Source organism: Alteromonas sp. AWJ4_199 (genome assembly GCF_056159165.1).
Genome location: NZ_JBSWUR010000001.1, coordinates 1,382,741 through 1,397,525 on the forward strand (window position 1 = coordinate 1,382,741; position 14,785 = coordinate 1,397,525).

Consider the following 14,785-nt stretch of genomic DNA (forward strand, 5'->3'; position numbering starts at 1 on the left):
GACGATTAAACTACCAGACGCAACCTTGAAGTGAAAGCGCATAACGATGTGGCGACGAATTTTATTTGTAACATTGCTATACTGCGCCTCTGTTACCTTGGGAAGGTTGATTTTTGTTACACGTCAAAAGTCGATGCATTCCCAATCTAAAAAGTATTACTGACTAAAAAATCGTTGGAAGAGCATGCAAGTATATCTCGTTGGTGGCGCAGTACGTGACGCACTGTTGAACAGAAAAGTTGTTGAACGCGACTATGTCGTGGTGGGCGCCACTCCAGAAGAAATGCTCAGCCAGGGTTTTACCCAAGTAGGCAAAGACTTCCCTGTTTTTTTACACCCAAAAACACAGGAAGAATACGCACTAGCTCGCACAGAACGTAAATCAGGGAAAGGCTACACGGGCTTTGTGTGCGACGCATCAAGCACGGTAACTTTGGAAGAAGACTTACTGCGCCGAGATCTTACCGTTAATGCGATAGCCCAAGATAACCTTGGTAACCTTATCGACCCTTATGATGGTAAAAAAGATTTAGAAAACCGCCTACTTCGCCACGTATCTGAAGCCTTTAGTGAAGACCCGCTTCGGGTATTTCGCGTGGCAAGATTTGCCACCCGCTATGCTTATTTGGGGTTTACTATCGCCACTGAAACCATGGCTCTTATGCAGTCTATGGCGCAAAGCGGCGAGTTAAGCACGCTAAGTGCAGAGCGGGTATGGCAAGAAACAAAACGCAGTCTTTTAGAGAAAACACCGCATGTTTTTTTCACTGTATTAAACCAAGCCCATGGCCTCAATGACTGGTTTACTGAGCTTGAAAGAAACATAGATACTGCTCTTGAAACGTTAAAAACGGCGGTAGACCTAGAAAAGGTTGAAAACGAGAGCCTTGTTGAAGACACGGGTTTAGAAACCCCATTACCTGAAAGGAGCGATTCAGAAACCGCTAGGCTGATAACAAGGTTTACTGCCCTGCTCAACCACCTCAATGTGGAAGAAGCGAAACTGTTATGCAGTCGGCTCAAAGTGCAAAACCAAGTTAGTGAAATCGTCAGCCTTGCCTGTAAATTCAAAGGCTTTCTTTTGAACGCGCAGAACTCACCCGCCGATTTACTTGCCCTGTTCAATGGCTGTGATGCGTGGCGAAGAGAGGAACGTTTCACATTATTACTTAGCGCTTTTGCGCCTTATGCTCATAACAAGGGCATAGATTGGCAACTCCAACGAAAGCGCATTGAAAATGCATTATCAGCCGCCAACCAAGTGAACGTGCAAGATATCATTGCCACGGGCGTTAAAGGCCCTGAAATAAAAGACGCGCTTAACCAAGCAAAGCTTGCTGCCATTGCTTCGATAACTGAATAATTTTATACCCTAAAAGCCATTACGTAAGTCGACTTTTTCGTTTCAGTAAAGGTTTACCCGCGGTGTGCGAATTTAACGCCAGTTTTTCTCAATGTTTTGGTATAGCAATGCTACAATACGCCCCATTCATTTAGAGCGTTTTTTATACTATGACTTTCGAAGAACTCGAATTAGACGAAGCACTGTGTCACGCAGCTGCCGATATGGGGTTTGAAACTCCAACTAGCATTCAAGAACTGGTTATCCCGCATGCGTTGGATGGACGAGATATCTTGGCCTCTGCTCCTACAGGTACTGGTAAAACAGCCGCTTTCTTATTGCCTGCATGCCAGTTTTTACTTGATTATCCGCGCAGACAGCCTGGTGCTACACGTATTTTGATCCTTACGCCTACCCGCGAGTTAGCGCTACAGGTTTACGAACAAGCCCTAGCCATAACAAAGCATACACAAATTGTGTGCGGCGTAATAACCGGTGGTATTAACTACGGTACCGATAAAGAAACCTTAAGCAAGAATCTCGATATTCTTGTGGCTACACCAGGTCGCTTGCTTGAACACATCGAAAAAGAAGCCGCAGATTGCCGTGATATCGAGTGTTTAATTCTTGATGAAGCTGACCGCATGTTGGATATGGGTTTCTCAACGGTAGTTAACCAAATTGCTGCCGAAGCGCGCTGGCGCAAGCAAAACCTATTGTTCTCAGCCACGTTAGAAGGTAAAGGGGTTAAAACCTTCGCCCACGACATTCTTAACAACCCTGAAGTTGTGGAAGCTAACCCGTCGCGCAAAGAGAAGAACAAAATTCATCAGTGGTATCACCTTGCTGATGACATGAATCACAAGCAAGCCCTGCTGGTAAATATCTTAAAGCAAGAGACGACTACATCTGCTGTTGTTTTTGTAAAAACTCGCGACCGCTTACAGATGCTAAAAGATTTCTTAGCGTCTAAAGACATTCCAGTGTGTTGGCTACAGGGCGAAATGCCACAAGACAAGCGTAATGCAGCCATGGCTCGCTTTAAAAGTGGTGAGGTACCAATCTTATTGGCAACTGACGTTGCAGCTCGTGGTATCGACGTACCTAATGTAAGCCACGTTATTAACTTCGACATGCCGCGCAAAGCTGACATATATGTACACCGCATTGGCAGAACCGGTCGTGCTGGTGCCAAGGGTACTGCAATATCTTTGGTTGAAGCCCACGATTTTGACATGGTGGCCAAAACCGCACGTTACATGGGCGAGCCACTGAAAGCCCGCGTCATCGACGAGCTACGCCCTAAAAACAAAACGCCTAAAATTGGCCCAAAAAAGAAAAAAGTGAAGGCCAAAGACAAAGCCAAGGCAAAAGCTAAGCCTAAAAAGAAAAAGTAAAACTCGAGCACGTAGAGGGTGAGTGATGCGAAGGCCGAAGGTTGGGAGTGGCTTTCGCAAACACGCGGTAAACACATCCATGTGCGCTCCGCTGCCGCATCCCTGCGGCAGAGGGTTTGCTCAAACCACTCCCAACCTTCGTCCTGAATAGTCTCAAGCACTCGATTAATGTATTCGAGCTTATTTCAGGAACAAAGAAAAAACGAGGAGTCTGGCACAATGAAATTCCCAGAAAAAATTGTTTTAGCCACAGGAAACCAAGGCAAAGTACGTGAGTTTGCATCCTTATTTGCAGATTACGGCGTAGACGTTGTGGCGCAAAAAGAATTAGGTGTATCTGATGTGCCTGAAACAGGCACAACATTCGTTGAAAATGCCATTATTAAAGCGCGTCATGCCGCAAAAGTAACAGGCCTGCCAGCTATTGCCGACGACTCAGGTTTAGTCGTCGACGCGCTTGGCGGTGCACCCGGTATCTATTCAGCCCGCTATGCTGGCGCTGATGCAACTGACGATACCAATATCGACAAGCTATTAGCTGCCCTTGATGGCGAAACCCAACGTAAAGCGCACTTCTTTTGTACCTTAGTGTTTATGCGCCATGCTGAAGACCCAGTCCCCTTGGTTAGCCAAGGTAAATGGCAAGGTGAAATCTTAACTGCTCGCTCGGGTAACGACGGTTTTGGTTACGACCCTGTTTTTCACGTGCCAACTCATGGTTGCACTGCAGCAGAATTGGAGAAAGCCGAAAAGAACCGCATTAGCCATCGCGGCAACGCCCTAGCGATTTTGCTTGATAGTATGAGAGCGACTTTTGCGTAATCCTCCGCTTAGCCTTTATATCCATATTCCTTGGTGTGTTCAAAAGTGTCCGTACTGTGATTTTAACTCTCACGGGCTTAAGTCTGACTTGCCCGAAAAAGAATATGTTGCGCACCTGCTGGACGATTTAGCCATTGATGCAAAACGGATTGGCGACCGCCCTGTTGAGACAATCTTTATAGGCGGTGGCACGCCCAGTTTGTTTTCAAGCGAGGCCATGGCTGACATCTTAAACGGCGTTAAACAGCGGGTTAATTTGAGTGACACCGCTGAAATAACCATGGAAGCCAACCCAGGTACCGTTGAAGCCGGTAAGTTTGCAGGCTTTTATCAGGCGGGCGTGAACCGTATTTCGGTCGGTATTCAAAGCTTTCAGCCGAAGCATTTAAAAGTGCTAGGCCGTATTCACAATGAAAGCCAAGCTGAAAACGCGGTGGCACAAGCGCACAGCGCGGGGCTACCTACGTTTAATTTAGATCTTATGCATGGATTGCCGGAACAAAGCGTGGACAATGCCATGGCAGATCTAAAGCAAGGTATTGAGTTAAATCCCTATCACTTGTCGTGGTACCAGCTTACTATCGAGCCAAATACGCCTTTCTATTCAAAGCCACCAGAACTGCCAGACGACGACATTCTGTGGGAGATACAGGAAAAAGGCCACAGCCTCTTAGAGCGTGCGGGCTATCACCAGTACGAAATTTCAGGCTACGCCAAAGCGGGGCACCAATGCCGCCATAATCTGAATTACTGGCGCTTTGGCGACTACTTAGGCATTGGCTGTGGTGCCCACGGAAAGATTACCGATGCCGCTAATGGCACTATTCATCGTACCGTTAAAGTGAAGCATCCTCGAGGCTACATGGAAATGAGCCGCCCGTATTTAGATACGCAAACGCGGGTAAGTAAAGACGACCTGCCCTTTGAATTCTTTATGAACAGGTTTCGCTTAGTTGAGCCTTGCCCGATGAGTGACTTTAGTGACTTTACAGGTACTGAGTTAACGGGTGACGTTAAGCGCGCATTGTCTGATGCTCATCACCAAGGGCTACTTTCTATTTCAGATAGTCACTGGCAGGTAACTGGTAAAGGACGTAGATACCTTAACTCGCTACTGTCGTGCTTCGTTTAAACCCGCTCTTTTAAGCTCTTTGCTTTCCTGGTTTCTATGAGGACTTAGAACGAAAAAGCCTGCTCGCGCAGGCTTTATTATTCTATTCATTTTTTAATATACAGTATTACTCTTCTAACTGCGTCTAGTTTTCGCTTTCGTCGTGACGAGTAATGATATTGTAAGGTTTAAAGGCAGGTACGCTAGCGCGAAGGTTTTCTTCTGCAACGTCTAAACGTTTGAGCTTTTCACAAAACCACTCTGCTTTTTTACGCAATGTCGTAGCTTTGTCACCTACATCGAGGTGCTCACCTACGTTATTTAGCTGACGAGTAATTTCCGCTACTTTCTCTTGGTTAACCTCGCCGCTTCCAGTGTTGATGCCGCTTATCGCCGATAATATACCGCCTACTGAGGTAGAAATTGCTTCCTCAAGCTGCGCTTCAATTTCGCTATCAACGAATTCATCAACGCTTTCCAGCGATCCGGGGCCTATAAAATAGTGGTTACTGGCATGCCTGAATTTATCTTTCACGCGGTTTTGAACGCGCTTCATCGCGGCGTTCAAACGCTCGTAACTGTCGTGGTCGCTACCAACTAAACCTAAATACACGTGTTCAATGGTATCAATTGCCAAGTCCACACCTTCGGTAGCCAAAACAATCATTTTGGGAACCACATAGTGCAAACCTGAAGAATACTCGTTAAGCCACTGCTTTTCTTGTTCGCTTAAGGTTTGCCAACGTCCGCCTACAAACAGTTGGTTTTGGTCATTAATCTGAACCACAGTACGGGTTTTATCCATTACGCGCAGCTGCGCATTATTTACGGCAATACCGTAGGCAAAATCGATATTGCACGTATATTCAGCTTGCGCCGTTGCACTAAGCCCAGTTAATAAACAAATTGTGAAGAGAAAAGCCTTAAGGCGCGATATCATTTTCATACCATCATTGTGGCTAGCTTACTAAGAAATAAAAAGCCATCATGAGTCTAACGTGCTAAAAATCAGGTTGAACATGTCGAGATGATCAATTTACGCAATACGTAAACGGGTCATTAATGAGAACGATAAATATCTGTATCTTTAACGTTCAGACCTAAAACAACAAAGCACGCATTATAGAGCGTGCTTTGTTGATAAAAAGTCTCAGCATCAGATATTAGACGAAAGACTAATTAGAAAGGATGCAGATTTTTACCTGCACCTATTCATCGGTATAAGTGCGCACTAAACGTACATATATGAATCGGTCTTTTTCTTTAATGGAATGGCTAGCGTTAAAGAACGCAACAACCCATGCACGGTCCGGATCGTCCGCTGAAGGCGTAGAAGTCCAAAAATCATCCGGAGGCGTTGCCGGAAAAAGTGAGCTGTTAATGGCTGGTCGCACGCAGTCGCGTTCAGCTAAGGTGGCTAACTCTTTGACGTTGGGCAAGCGCCACCCTAGAAGGTCTTCGTTACTCGCCTGTTGTGCAAGCTGTAGCGCCTGCTGCCAAGTATATTTCACCGCTTCACCGCTACACGTTGAGCCATCCCAGGCTTGCCCTTCGGAACATCGTCTCCAGACTAAATCTGTTGTGGTATCTAGCAAGGTACTAGTGGTAACCGCTTCAAAATTATCATTTGGCGTGGTTTCAAGTCCATCTGATAAACATTCTTGCGCATGAGCCGACACAGACGTACCTATAAGTAGTGCAGAAGCAGCGAACAGGTTAATTGAAGTAATCATTGATTTTTTCATCACTTTTTTGGTGATCGTATTAACTAGCTTACTCATGACTATCTCCCTGCTCTTACTAAACGAACACGCGCCGCTGATGACTTGTTAAGAAAGTTATCTACGCCCGAGTCAAAATCCAATGCCCATGCATTTTGCGCGTCATCACTATTTACCCCGTCTGCACTAGGGACGGATGTCCAATACCAAAGCGGTTCGGTAGAGACTGCGCCTGTATTAGGGAAATAATCTTCATCAATAGCAACATCGTCGGCAATGCCTAAGTGCATTAAAGAAAATAGTTCATGATGAGTGGGTAAACGCCAGTCATAAAAGCCACACAAGCCTTGCGCATTGACTGCTGCAACATACGCTGACGTATTACAGTTGGTCAGTAAGCACGTTGCATTCACGCCTGCCTGGTCGCCTTCAAAACCACCATTTACCTCTTCGCTGTACCAAGAATAGGTATAGTCTTTATCTTGAAATGCACCATCGTCAGTTTTCACTTCCCATACTAGCCCGGTTACATTATCTCGAACGCATGACCAGGTATCAGCACTGGCATCTTGCTCATCACCGTTAGCGTTTAAGCGCGTGAAGTCGAAGCCAGCTTTACCACGCCCAGCCTTTTCTATTAAGCCATTTTGCTCAATAATATCAGCGCCACGCTGCCCGTCCTGCCCAGGAAAGTCGTTTTGCTGCGCCTCGGTTAACGCGTTATTGGTAGCCTGCTGTAAGAAGCCTGTGTCGTTTAAAAGCGGCGTAGGCATTGGGCGTACATTTACGTTAATCGTATCTTCAACGCTGTTACCGTTGGCGTCGGTCACAGTGAGGGTATAGGCCACAACGGTAGAAGACGATACCGAAGGTGCTATGGCAAATGTGGATAGTGCATCGCTATCATCTACGGGGCGATTAGTCGCGTCAGCGGTAGCCCCGCTGCTCGAAGAAACATTATTACTGCGCTCCCACGAATAGATTAGCGGTAAAGCACTAGGAATACTGGTACTGGCCTCGCCTTCTAAAACAACCACTTCGCCACTGAAAACGCCCTGCGAAAACCCTGCGTCAACAACTGGCAAGGTTTCAGTTTCCGCTTGTACTGAGACTGTAACGGTATCAGTATCAGTCGCACCTTCGCTGTCGGTCACTTCTAACTGAAAAGTAAGCTGCTGTGCATCGTTGGCAATAGGCGTTACTATGGTCAAAGTAGAAAGGTTAGTTTCCACACCTGTTATTACGTTAGTACCACTGGTTTGCGTCCACTCGTAATCAGCGATTCCGCCTTCTGTGGCAGTAGAATCTGCGTCACTGCTTCCGGTACCGTCAAAAACAATTTCCACTCCGCCTGGGAGTGTATTGGCAGGCAATCCGTCCCATGCAGGAACGTCTATACTGGCTTCGGGGGCAATGTTCACAGGTGCGACCGTAATTACAGTAAAATCACTTGCCGTATTTCCACCTTGGTCGTTAACTGAAACAGTAAGCGTATATTCAGTGGCACTATTAACCACCGGTGCCACAAAACTTGCTGCTGAAGAACTCGTGTCGTCATGAGTAATAGTTAACGAAGGAGACGCACTCCAGTTATACGTGTAATTGCCATCACCTCCGCTCACCTCTGCGCTAAGCGAGTAAGTTACGCCTTCTGTTACTGTTGCATCAGGGCCAGCATTTATCACTAAATTATCATTGCCCGTTCCACCATCGCTCGAGTCACCATCGCCGCCTCCGCCACCACCGCAGGCAGCTAAAATAAATGCGCCGCCCAAAATGGCTAACCCACGCGCCACAGTACGTGGTAAATAGCCTGAAAATGAAGACTTGATTAATTGCATACATACTCCCGCCGCACTTGATGCTAAAACCTCAGGCGTAGTGCGTGAAAAACTCAATGTAGATGAAATTGCAAAGTGGCTATAAGCCTCTGCTGCATTACCTATTGTGGTTAAGATAAGGTGTGTTTTAATTTACTCGCGACTAATCTCGCTTCTTGCTCTTCGGACATCGTAACTTGCAGTGCCTCGAGCTGTTTTTTACCCACCGCCACATCAGTCATGTCGTAGATCATCATACTTATAAAGTCCACCTTTCCCGTTGCGGAAGTAAGTGGAGATAGTGTGATGTTTTGATACATAAATGACTCACTACCTGTAATCGGCCGGTAGTTAGGAAACTTGAATAAATACGGACGCTGCTCCCATGTCATGAAAGCGCGAGTTTTTAAGTCGAAGACGGGCTTAGCTTTTTTAATAAACCAGTCTTGCTTAATTGAAGGGAAGAGCGAAAATAACGTTTTATCTCTTACTTCGCTCGGCAAAAGTCCACTATGACTTTCCATAAAGCCATTCCATACCTGTACGGTAAAATTACGATCAAGTACAACAATCCCCACATCTACCGTTTGTAGCATGTCCATCATCCAATGGAATTCTTGTAACTCATCTAAATGCTGGCTCATTAGAAATCCTCCAACAAGTGGGCAAGCTTTGAATTCATCATTTTCATGGATTCTTCCGTGAACAACAAAATCAAATCGCATTGAACGTTATAGCCTTCAAGCCCATAGCTAAGCTCTATCGCCAATGTTCGCTTCCACTTAATTTGATTCATACTAATAATTTCAGTAATGGCACGGTGCTGACCAAGCACAATAGGGTGACCTTGGCTAAAGTTAATATCCATTTGAGTTGCTAACCCAGTCAGGCAGGTTCCAATTAGTATGCTAGCTGCATCCATAAGCAGCTCTAATTGAAGCTGGTCATCTACTTCACCTTCAACGTTTAGAATCTTTGCAACATCGTCAAAGCTTGAATCGCTTAAAATACAAAGCGCTTCTCCGCTTACCCCCGGCCCCAAAAAGCCTTGGCAAACTGCAGTGACTTGTTCGTGACTTTCAATGTCAGAAAGCATCATGTGAAGTTCAGATACTTCAATTAGGTTTACATTAGGTATGGGAAGTTCTACGAAGACATTCATGGTGCGCGCGAGGTGATCGCCCGCCTGCCCCATCGCTATATTGGTTATTTCTTGGTAACAATCGCGAATATCAGGGTCAAGCGGCGTAATTTCTTCTGGCTCTTCTTCTTCGGCGTGAAGAATATTATATTTATCAAGAACCTCAGCAAGCTTTTTGGGGTCTACAGGCTTGCGGATAAAGTCCAACGCCCCGAGCGACGTCACTCTTTCGTGCGCTTCCGGCTGAATGTCACCAGACACTACGATAACTTTCGTTTTAAGACCACGCTGTTGGATAGCCTCTAAAGTGCCGTACCCGTCAAGCACTGGCATATTCAAATCTAAAAGTAAAAGATCGCCTTTGCCATCGACGAGCGCAGTCAAAGCATCTTGGCCATTCTTTGCAAAGTGCACGGCTACGTCCCAATCTTGGGGAAGGCACTTAGCCACTTGCTTGCGCGCAACTAACGAGTCGTCACATACGAGTACTGAAAACATTAAGTTCTTTTACCACCTAGCTTTTACAACCAGCTGCCGCTGATATTTTCTAGTAATTTCAACTGTATCGGCACAATTACTGTGAACTGAAGTAATGATTTCTGCTTCAGGTACAGTAAGCGGTAGTGCCCTATCGGCGTTATAAACAGATAACCTGTATATGGTGATACGAAACACCTCACTAAGAAATAGCACTTTTGGGGAATATTGCCAGCGTGTTTTACATTTAACTGTCAGCTTGCAACATAGCTATAAGTTTGAAGTCTCTGGCTAAAAGTTTAAACAAAAATTCCAAAAATTAGGGGGAGTATCAAAGCCGTAAATATTCCATTTACACAAAGCCCAAGGGTAGCCATAGCGGCGACGTCCTCACCCATTTGTATTGATTTGGCGGTTCCAATAGCATGTGCAACAGTACCTAAAGCAATGCCCTGTGCCTGTCGGTCACGTACGTCAAATACAGAGAATACCCCGGTCGCTACAATAGCGCCCACAATGCCTGTAATGATAACAAAAACAGCTGCTAGCGCGGGAATTCCGCCGATGTGAGCACTGGCTTCCATCGCAAGAGGAGTGGTGATTGATTTAGCTAACATGGTCATTTTTAGCGCCGATGGTGCATCTAACGCAAAAAGCGTGAGCCATGCGGTAACAGGTGCAATTATTCCACCAAAGCCAATACTGACTATTAACCTCCACCCGTAGTGTTTTAAACACTGCCATTGTCTATAAATTGGTAATGCGAGCGCAACAGTCACAGGTCCTAATAGCCAATGAAGTAATGATGCCGAGTGCTGATATTCAACAACTTCGGTGTTAGTCAAATAAAGAAGTACAGAAACAAAAGCAGCCGTAAAAACAATGGGGTGCGCGATTGGGTGACCGTTACATATTTTATTAACCCGCAGCGCGATAATGTAACCGACAACCGAAATGCAGAGCCACAATAAACCACCTAAGGTAAACGCTTGATTTAACGCATCAATCATTCAGCCTTCCCACCCGCTTGTGAAGTGCGTGAAGCCCTATTCAGTTTGCTACAAAACAGCTTCTGTGCGAACCAAGCCGTGACACCTAAGCTCAATGAGGTAGTAAGGATAATAGCAATCGCGATTGACAGCGCATTGGCTTGAATATCATCCCAGTAAATAGACACACCAAGTACGGCGGGAACGAAAAACAGTGACATATGTTTTAAGGGAAGAGTAACAAACCGAGCAGTAGGCATTTCCAGCTTTGGAGATATGAAAAGCATACCAAGCAGCAAACAAAGCCCAACCAATGGCCCTGGAATAGGTAGCGCCAACATGGTAACGGCGAAAAGCCCAGCATAATACGCAGCGAAAACCACTATGGCCCCCACTACTGCGTTACTTACATTTCGCACTTTCTGTCCTTGCTTTCAAGTATAAAGTACTAAGTGTAACGATTAGCGAGTTCCACCACCAGCGGGACTATGGTCTTATGGGCCTTATGTTCTTTCTTGATTTTCTTGGCCCTCGACATGCCAAAACTGATAGTAGTACTTGTGGGTTATTTTAAAGATCTCGCCATCTTGCATAACCACTCTTTGCTGATTTAGCCTTTGATCTAAATGCGCGATGTGTTTGGCATTTACCGCTACTGAACGATTACAGCGCTTAAAATGCTGCTCGCCAAGACGCTTCAGCAATTCACACAAGGTTGTGCGAACCACATAACATTCAGACAGTGTTTGTACACACATGTAATCCCCTGCCGCTTCTATCCATTTAATATCGACGGGATTTAAGCAACACCATCCATTTTCAGTTCTAATGCTAACCACATGAGGTTTGATAGTCTTGCTTAACTGTTGGCGTAATGTCGCTAATAATGCAGGTTTAGATACACCGTATTGTTTGCATAGTCCTTTTACCATTGCGTTGAATTGAAAATCACGCTCAAAACAGTCAAATTTACTTTTAACGTATCCAATAGCACGTATTAGCTGGTCCTCTTCAAAAGGCGGTGTAATGAAACCCGATGCGTTGTGCGAGAAAGCCAGAAGTGCTTCTTCATCCTTGTCGCCCACCGCCAACCAATACTTTGAAGCAAGATTACGGCATGACTTTGAAACCGAATAGAAACCGATTGATTGGGGGTACTTTTCAGCCAAAGCTAAACAGTGGCCCACCGACTCAGCCCCAAACACGTTGCTAAACAGATTTAGCTGCTTCAAGATTTTGCAAAGCGAAGCTTGCTTAGATGCAGATTGTAAGAATACTAATGAGATCATCTGCACTCCCTTTGCAATTTAATTGATGCTATAACTTGCTAGGCCCTATGGCGCTGCGGTTTAAAGAAATAGCTGAAGAAAGATGAAAAAAACGGGCTATGCATCACATAGCCCTAAGTCCAGGGCAAAAAACTCAAATTAGCGTTTAGCGGTCAATACGCTTGGGCTTGCATTTACTCGGCGCGCGATATGCTGAGCATTCTTAGAAGCGTTATGAGTAGCCGCAAAGGTCAACATATCTTGGCCATTACAAACCAAACCTTCGTGCAGGTCTCTCATATTTAAGCCTGTTGCTTTTACCGCGCGATGTAGTTTAAAGCGGCTATCGCTCTTTACGGCTTCACATACAGCAATTAGCTTATCTTCTATCTCAGCTGGGTAAGAGCCAGCATTAGCAGCAGTAGCAGTCAAAGAAAGTGTGGTTCCTAGTAAAGCGATTTGGGTAACACGGCGTAACGTAAACATAACAATTTCCTCTGATAGTATTAGGCAACGCGGTGACGACCTCTACTTGTCGCCGCACCCATAACCTAGTTAAGTTTTATGATGTTTACGCTACAGAAGCGTTAAAATACGGTTACCTGAGTTGTAGCGATAAGCGCACAAAAGATAAGGTTTAACTATCTGCCTAAACTGTTATTAGTCGCGCTGAAGACACACTTTGAAACAGTCAGGAAGTGAGAGGGAGTAGCGGAAGAACTTAAATCAGTAGGGGGTAATAACAGGTGTTAACTCTCAAGAGCCAAACAATTGGGGTCAGATTGCCTAACCCCACCTTGCTAAAAGCCGGCTTACCTGCAAGAGGTAGCTCTGCTTTTAGAAAATACTGTCTTGGTGAATTTTAATAAACATACCCGTACCAATTTTCGAGTAATCAATTTTATATTCTTTTCCATTTAGCGTTTGAATAAACACTAACGTTTTTTCGTCGCCGAAAACATCGCTAGACGTTACATCGACTAGTTCCATATCCATCATTTTCGCATCTCGCTTATTCTCAGGTACTTTACCTTCGTATTGCTTAATGCCTTTGTAGGTTACAATGATTGGCGGGTTTTCATCGCCATTGATAACCAATAGATCTAACTTTCTAATTTTATGAATGATGGTGTTTCGACCACTTGTAATGAAGGGTTTTTCAGTCATTCTCATCTCCGCGACCGCTTACCTGCTTTTTTTATGATTAACATAGATTGTGAACGTCGAGTCTATCACGATGTTAATAATCAGCACATAAGCATTTGGTTGATATATGTGTGCAAAGTATAAACATAAATTGCGAAATGTGAGCAATAAATCGCTAATTTTTAGTGTTTAATTATGTTTGTTTAAATTTTACTGCCATTTTATCCACGGTCTATAAACGAGATTATGGATAAGCTTTTCACAGGGCTTAGTTTCAGGAGACTTGAAAACACAGCTTTCAGCTTCGTTTATATCAACTTGTGCCACTATGTTTGAAACAGAAACCTCCAAGTCTAAGTCAGTATCTAACTGAGTCATTGGCAAAATAAACTCTACGCGATTAGTAAATGCACATGACTTTTCAGGGGGCGCTGATGCTGACTCAGATGAACACCCTACGCTTCCCAAATGATAAGACCATTTACGTGTTTCTTTACCACTTTTTGAAACATCCAGCCTTAAAAACTGGTGTCCATTTTGACGACTCGAAAACATCGTCTTATCGTTTAAGGGCGTCTGTTGAGTAAGGGGATCAGCGTGGTTAACATCAAAAGGTAACCCCATAGTAAAACGGAGGTTAGTTGCTAACTTTAAGAGTTCCTCTGACACATCTAACACTATTTTGCTGTTAGCATCGTCTGGGTTGCTGCACTTATTGTGAAACTTCAACAGTGCTTCATTTGGCGTTTGCCATTGAGTTTGCTTGAACTTCACCCGTTGCCATTTTCCATCTATGCGCACTTCGGGTTTACTAAGATAGAATCCGAAATAATCGATATTCCAACGCTGCTGCCCAATGCTCATGATCATTGGGCACGCGCCCGTATCCACACCCACAAGTTTAAAGGGTATTTCTCCCGCTTCGCGCCCTTTTAGGTTAATCACGTCGCACCCTACCAATGTAAGCAATGTAGAGAAAAGCAACGTATATATAGCTTTCATGCGAAAAGGTAACTTCATTTACTTCAATAATTCCTTCAAATATTCCGCAGCCAGAAACCGCTGCACTTTCACCCACCACATAATCGATAAAATGAGCGCACTACTATTAAACGCAATAGTGCTTCTTTTAGCGTTTGTGAGTCAAGGCTCGCTAACATACCAAAAGAGTAAATAAGCGTTATTAGGGCAAAGAAAGTGTTAGCTTTTCTCCCAGTACTCTTTTCTGGTATTTAAGCGGGGGGAAGTATTGGATTTCGAATAATGTTTGCTAACGCTATTCATAAAACAAGCAAAACAGCGACAAAATGAACAAAAATAAAGCAAACAATTCACAAAGCTATCAGCTAGGCGTGACAAGGTAAATAAAACTGCTTATACTTGCGCTCGCTTGTGGTTGTTATGCAGAACAATTTGCAGACATAATTACACAGCACATCTCAAAACGGCCCCATAGCTCAGTTGGTTAGAGCATCCGACTCATAATCGGCAGGTCCCCTGTTCAAGTCAGGGTGGGGCCACCATTTTCCCTAGCGCCACCTACTTATAACA

15 protein-coding genes and 1 tRNA gene are annotated in these 14,785 nt (G+C 44.7%); 5 read left to right on the forward strand and 11 right to left on the reverse strand.

Annotation, left to right across the window (positions count from 1 at the left end; translation table 11 throughout):
* Positions 1-184: 184 nt before the first annotated feature.
* The 4 genes from ACXAER_RS06015 to hemW all read left to right on the forward strand — a co-directional run bounded on the left by ACXAER_RS06015 (position 185) and on the right by hemW (position 4,693).
* On the forward strand, positions 185-1,363 hold the full coding sequence (locus tag ACXAER_RS06015) for a tRNA nucleotidyltransferase/poly(A) polymerase-related protein (protein ID WP_474827518.1): 1,179 nt from the start codon (positions 185-187) through the stop codon (positions 1,361-1,363).
* Between the two features lie 149 nt (positions 1,364-1,512).
* Positions 1,513-2,739 (forward strand): ATP-dependent RNA helicase SrmB, encoded by a 1,227-nt coding sequence (gene srmB / locus ACXAER_RS06020; RefSeq protein WP_474808431.1) that lies wholly within the window; start codon positions 1,513-1,515, stop codon positions 2,737-2,739.
* A gap of 219 nt (positions 2,740-2,958) precedes the next feature.
* Positions 2,959-3,561 carry an XTP/dITP diphosphatase gene (locus ACXAER_RS06025; protein WP_474827520.1) on the forward strand — a complete coding sequence of 201 codons (603 nt, stop codon included), beginning with the start codon at positions 2,959-2,961 and terminating at the stop codon, positions 3,559-3,561.
* Positions 3,554-4,693, forward strand: coding sequence for a radical SAM family heme chaperone HemW (gene hemW / locus ACXAER_RS06030; protein ID WP_474827522.1), 1,140 nt, complete (start codon positions 3,554-3,556; stop codon positions 4,691-4,693). The genes ACXAER_RS06025 and hemW overlap by 8 nt, the downstream gene beginning before the upstream one ends.
* A gap of 124 nt (positions 4,694-4,817) precedes the next feature.
* Here hemW and ACXAER_RS06035 read toward each other — a convergent pair whose 3' ends face one another.
* The 11 genes from ACXAER_RS06035 to ACXAER_RS06085 all read right to left on the reverse strand — a co-directional run bounded on the left by ACXAER_RS06035 (position 4,818) and on the right by ACXAER_RS06085 (position 14,254).
* Positions 4,818-5,612, reverse strand: coding sequence for a YggN family protein (locus ACXAER_RS06035; RefSeq protein WP_474827524.1), 795 nt, complete (start codon positions 5,610-5,612; stop codon positions 4,818-4,820).
* Between the two features lie 268 nt (positions 5,613-5,880).
* Positions 5,881-6,453, reverse strand: coding sequence for an Lcl C-terminal domain-containing protein (locus ACXAER_RS06040; protein WP_474827526.1), 573 nt, complete (start codon positions 6,451-6,453; stop codon positions 5,881-5,883).
* A gap of 2 nt (positions 6,454-6,455) precedes the next feature.
* Positions 6,456-8,234, reverse strand: a complete 1,779-nt coding sequence (locus ACXAER_RS06045; protein ID WP_474827528.1) for an Lcl C-terminal domain-containing protein — start codon at positions 8,232-8,234, stop codon at positions 6,456-6,458.
* A gap of 110 nt (positions 8,235-8,344) precedes the next feature.
* Positions 8,345-8,857, reverse strand: a complete 513-nt coding sequence (locus tag ACXAER_RS06050) for a PAS domain-containing protein (RefSeq protein ID WP_474827530.1) — start codon at positions 8,855-8,857, stop codon at positions 8,345-8,347.
* Positions 8,857-9,852 carry a response regulator gene (locus ACXAER_RS06055; RefSeq protein WP_474827532.1) on the reverse strand — a complete coding sequence of 332 codons (996 nt, stop codon included), beginning with the start codon at positions 9,850-9,852 and terminating at the stop codon, positions 8,857-8,859. Before ACXAER_RS06055 ends, ACXAER_RS06050 begins: the two co-directional genes overlap by 1 nt.
* 278 nt (positions 9,853-10,130) lie before the next feature.
* Positions 10,131-10,841, reverse strand: a complete 711-nt coding sequence (locus tag ACXAER_RS06060) for an LrgB family protein (RefSeq protein ID WP_474827534.1) — start codon at positions 10,839-10,841, stop codon at positions 10,131-10,133.
* Positions 10,838-11,239, reverse strand: a complete 402-nt coding sequence (locus ACXAER_RS06065) for a CidA/LrgA family protein (RefSeq protein ID WP_474827536.1) — start codon at positions 11,237-11,239, stop codon at positions 10,838-10,840. Before ACXAER_RS06065 ends, ACXAER_RS06060 begins: the two co-directional genes overlap by 4 nt.
* 84 nt (positions 11,240-11,323) lie before the next feature.
* Positions 11,324-12,109 carry a LytR/AlgR family response regulator transcription factor gene (locus ACXAER_RS06070; protein ID WP_474827538.1) on the reverse strand — a complete coding sequence of 262 codons (786 nt, stop codon included), beginning with the start codon at positions 12,107-12,109 and terminating at the stop codon, positions 11,324-11,326.
* A 138-nt stretch (positions 12,110-12,247) separates the two neighbouring features.
* Complete coding sequence (locus tag ACXAER_RS06075) at positions 12,248-12,574, reverse strand: DUF3718 domain-containing protein (RefSeq protein ID WP_474827540.1); 327 nt, start codon at positions 12,572-12,574, stop codon at positions 12,248-12,250.
* A gap of 351 nt (positions 12,575-12,925) precedes the next feature.
* Positions 12,926-13,255 (reverse strand): hypothetical protein, encoded by a 330-nt coding sequence (locus ACXAER_RS06080; protein WP_474827542.1) that lies wholly within the window; start codon positions 13,253-13,255, stop codon positions 12,926-12,928.
* Between the two features lie 189 nt (positions 13,256-13,444).
* Entirely contained in the window at positions 13,445-14,254 is an 810-nt protein-coding gene (locus tag ACXAER_RS06085; protein WP_474827544.1) for an MbnP family protein, read from the reverse strand.
* Positions 14,255-14,680: 426 nt separating this feature from the next.
* Between ACXAER_RS06085 and ACXAER_RS06090 the strand changes: the two genes are divergently transcribed.
* A tRNA-Ile gene (locus ACXAER_RS06090) sits at positions 14,681-14,757 on the forward strand.
* The last annotated feature ends 28 nt before the right edge of the window (positions 14,758-14,785 follow it).

Bases quoted from the DNA above. Each gene is read 5' to 3' on its own strand.
- ACXAER_RS06015 (WP_474827518.1), top strand. From the start codon at position 185: ATGCAAGTATATCTCGTTGGTGGCGCAGTACGTGACGCACTGTTGAAC.
- srmB (WP_474808431.1), top strand. From the start codon at position 1,513: ATGACTTTCGAAGAACTCGAATTAGACGAAGCACTGTGTCACGCAGCT.
- ACXAER_RS06025 (WP_474827520.1), top strand. From the start codon at position 2,959: ATGAAATTCCCAGAAAAAATTGTTTTAGCCACAGGAAACCAAGGCAAA.
- ACXAER_RS06035 (WP_474827524.1), bottom strand. From the start codon at position 5,612: ATGATATCGCGCCTTAAGGCTTTTCTCTTCACAATTTGTTTATTAACT.
- ACXAER_RS06040 (WP_474827526.1), bottom strand. From the start codon at position 6,453: ATGAGTAAGCTAGTTAATACGATCACCAAAAAAGTGATGAAAAAATCA.
- ACXAER_RS06045 (WP_474827528.1), bottom strand. From the start codon at position 8,234: ATGCAATTAATCAAGTCTTCATTTTCAGGCTATTTACCACGTACTGTG.
- ACXAER_RS06050 (WP_474827530.1), bottom strand. From the start codon at position 8,857: ATGAGCCAGCATTTAGATGAGTTACAAGAATTCCATTGGATGATGGAC.
- ACXAER_RS06055 (WP_474827532.1), bottom strand. From the start codon at position 9,852: ATGTTTTCAGTACTCGTATGTGACGACTCGTTAGTTGCGCGCAAGCAA.
- ACXAER_RS06060 (WP_474827534.1), bottom strand. From the start codon at position 10,841: ATGATTGATGCGTTAAATCAAGCGTTTACCTTAGGTGGTTTATTGTGG.
- ACXAER_RS06070 (WP_474827538.1), bottom strand. From the start codon at position 12,109: ATGATCTCATTAGTATTCTTACAATCTGCATCTAAGCAAGCTTCGCTT.
- ACXAER_RS06075 (WP_474827540.1), bottom strand. From the start codon at position 12,574: ATGTTTACGTTACGCCGTGTTACCCAAATCGCTTTACTAGGAACCACA.
- ACXAER_RS06080 (WP_474827542.1), bottom strand. From the start codon at position 13,255: ATGACTGAAAAACCCTTCATTACAAGTGGTCGAAACACCATCATTCAT.
- ACXAER_RS06085 (WP_474827544.1), bottom strand. From the start codon at position 14,254: ATGAAGTTACCTTTTCGCATGAAAGCTATATATACGTTGCTTTTCTCT.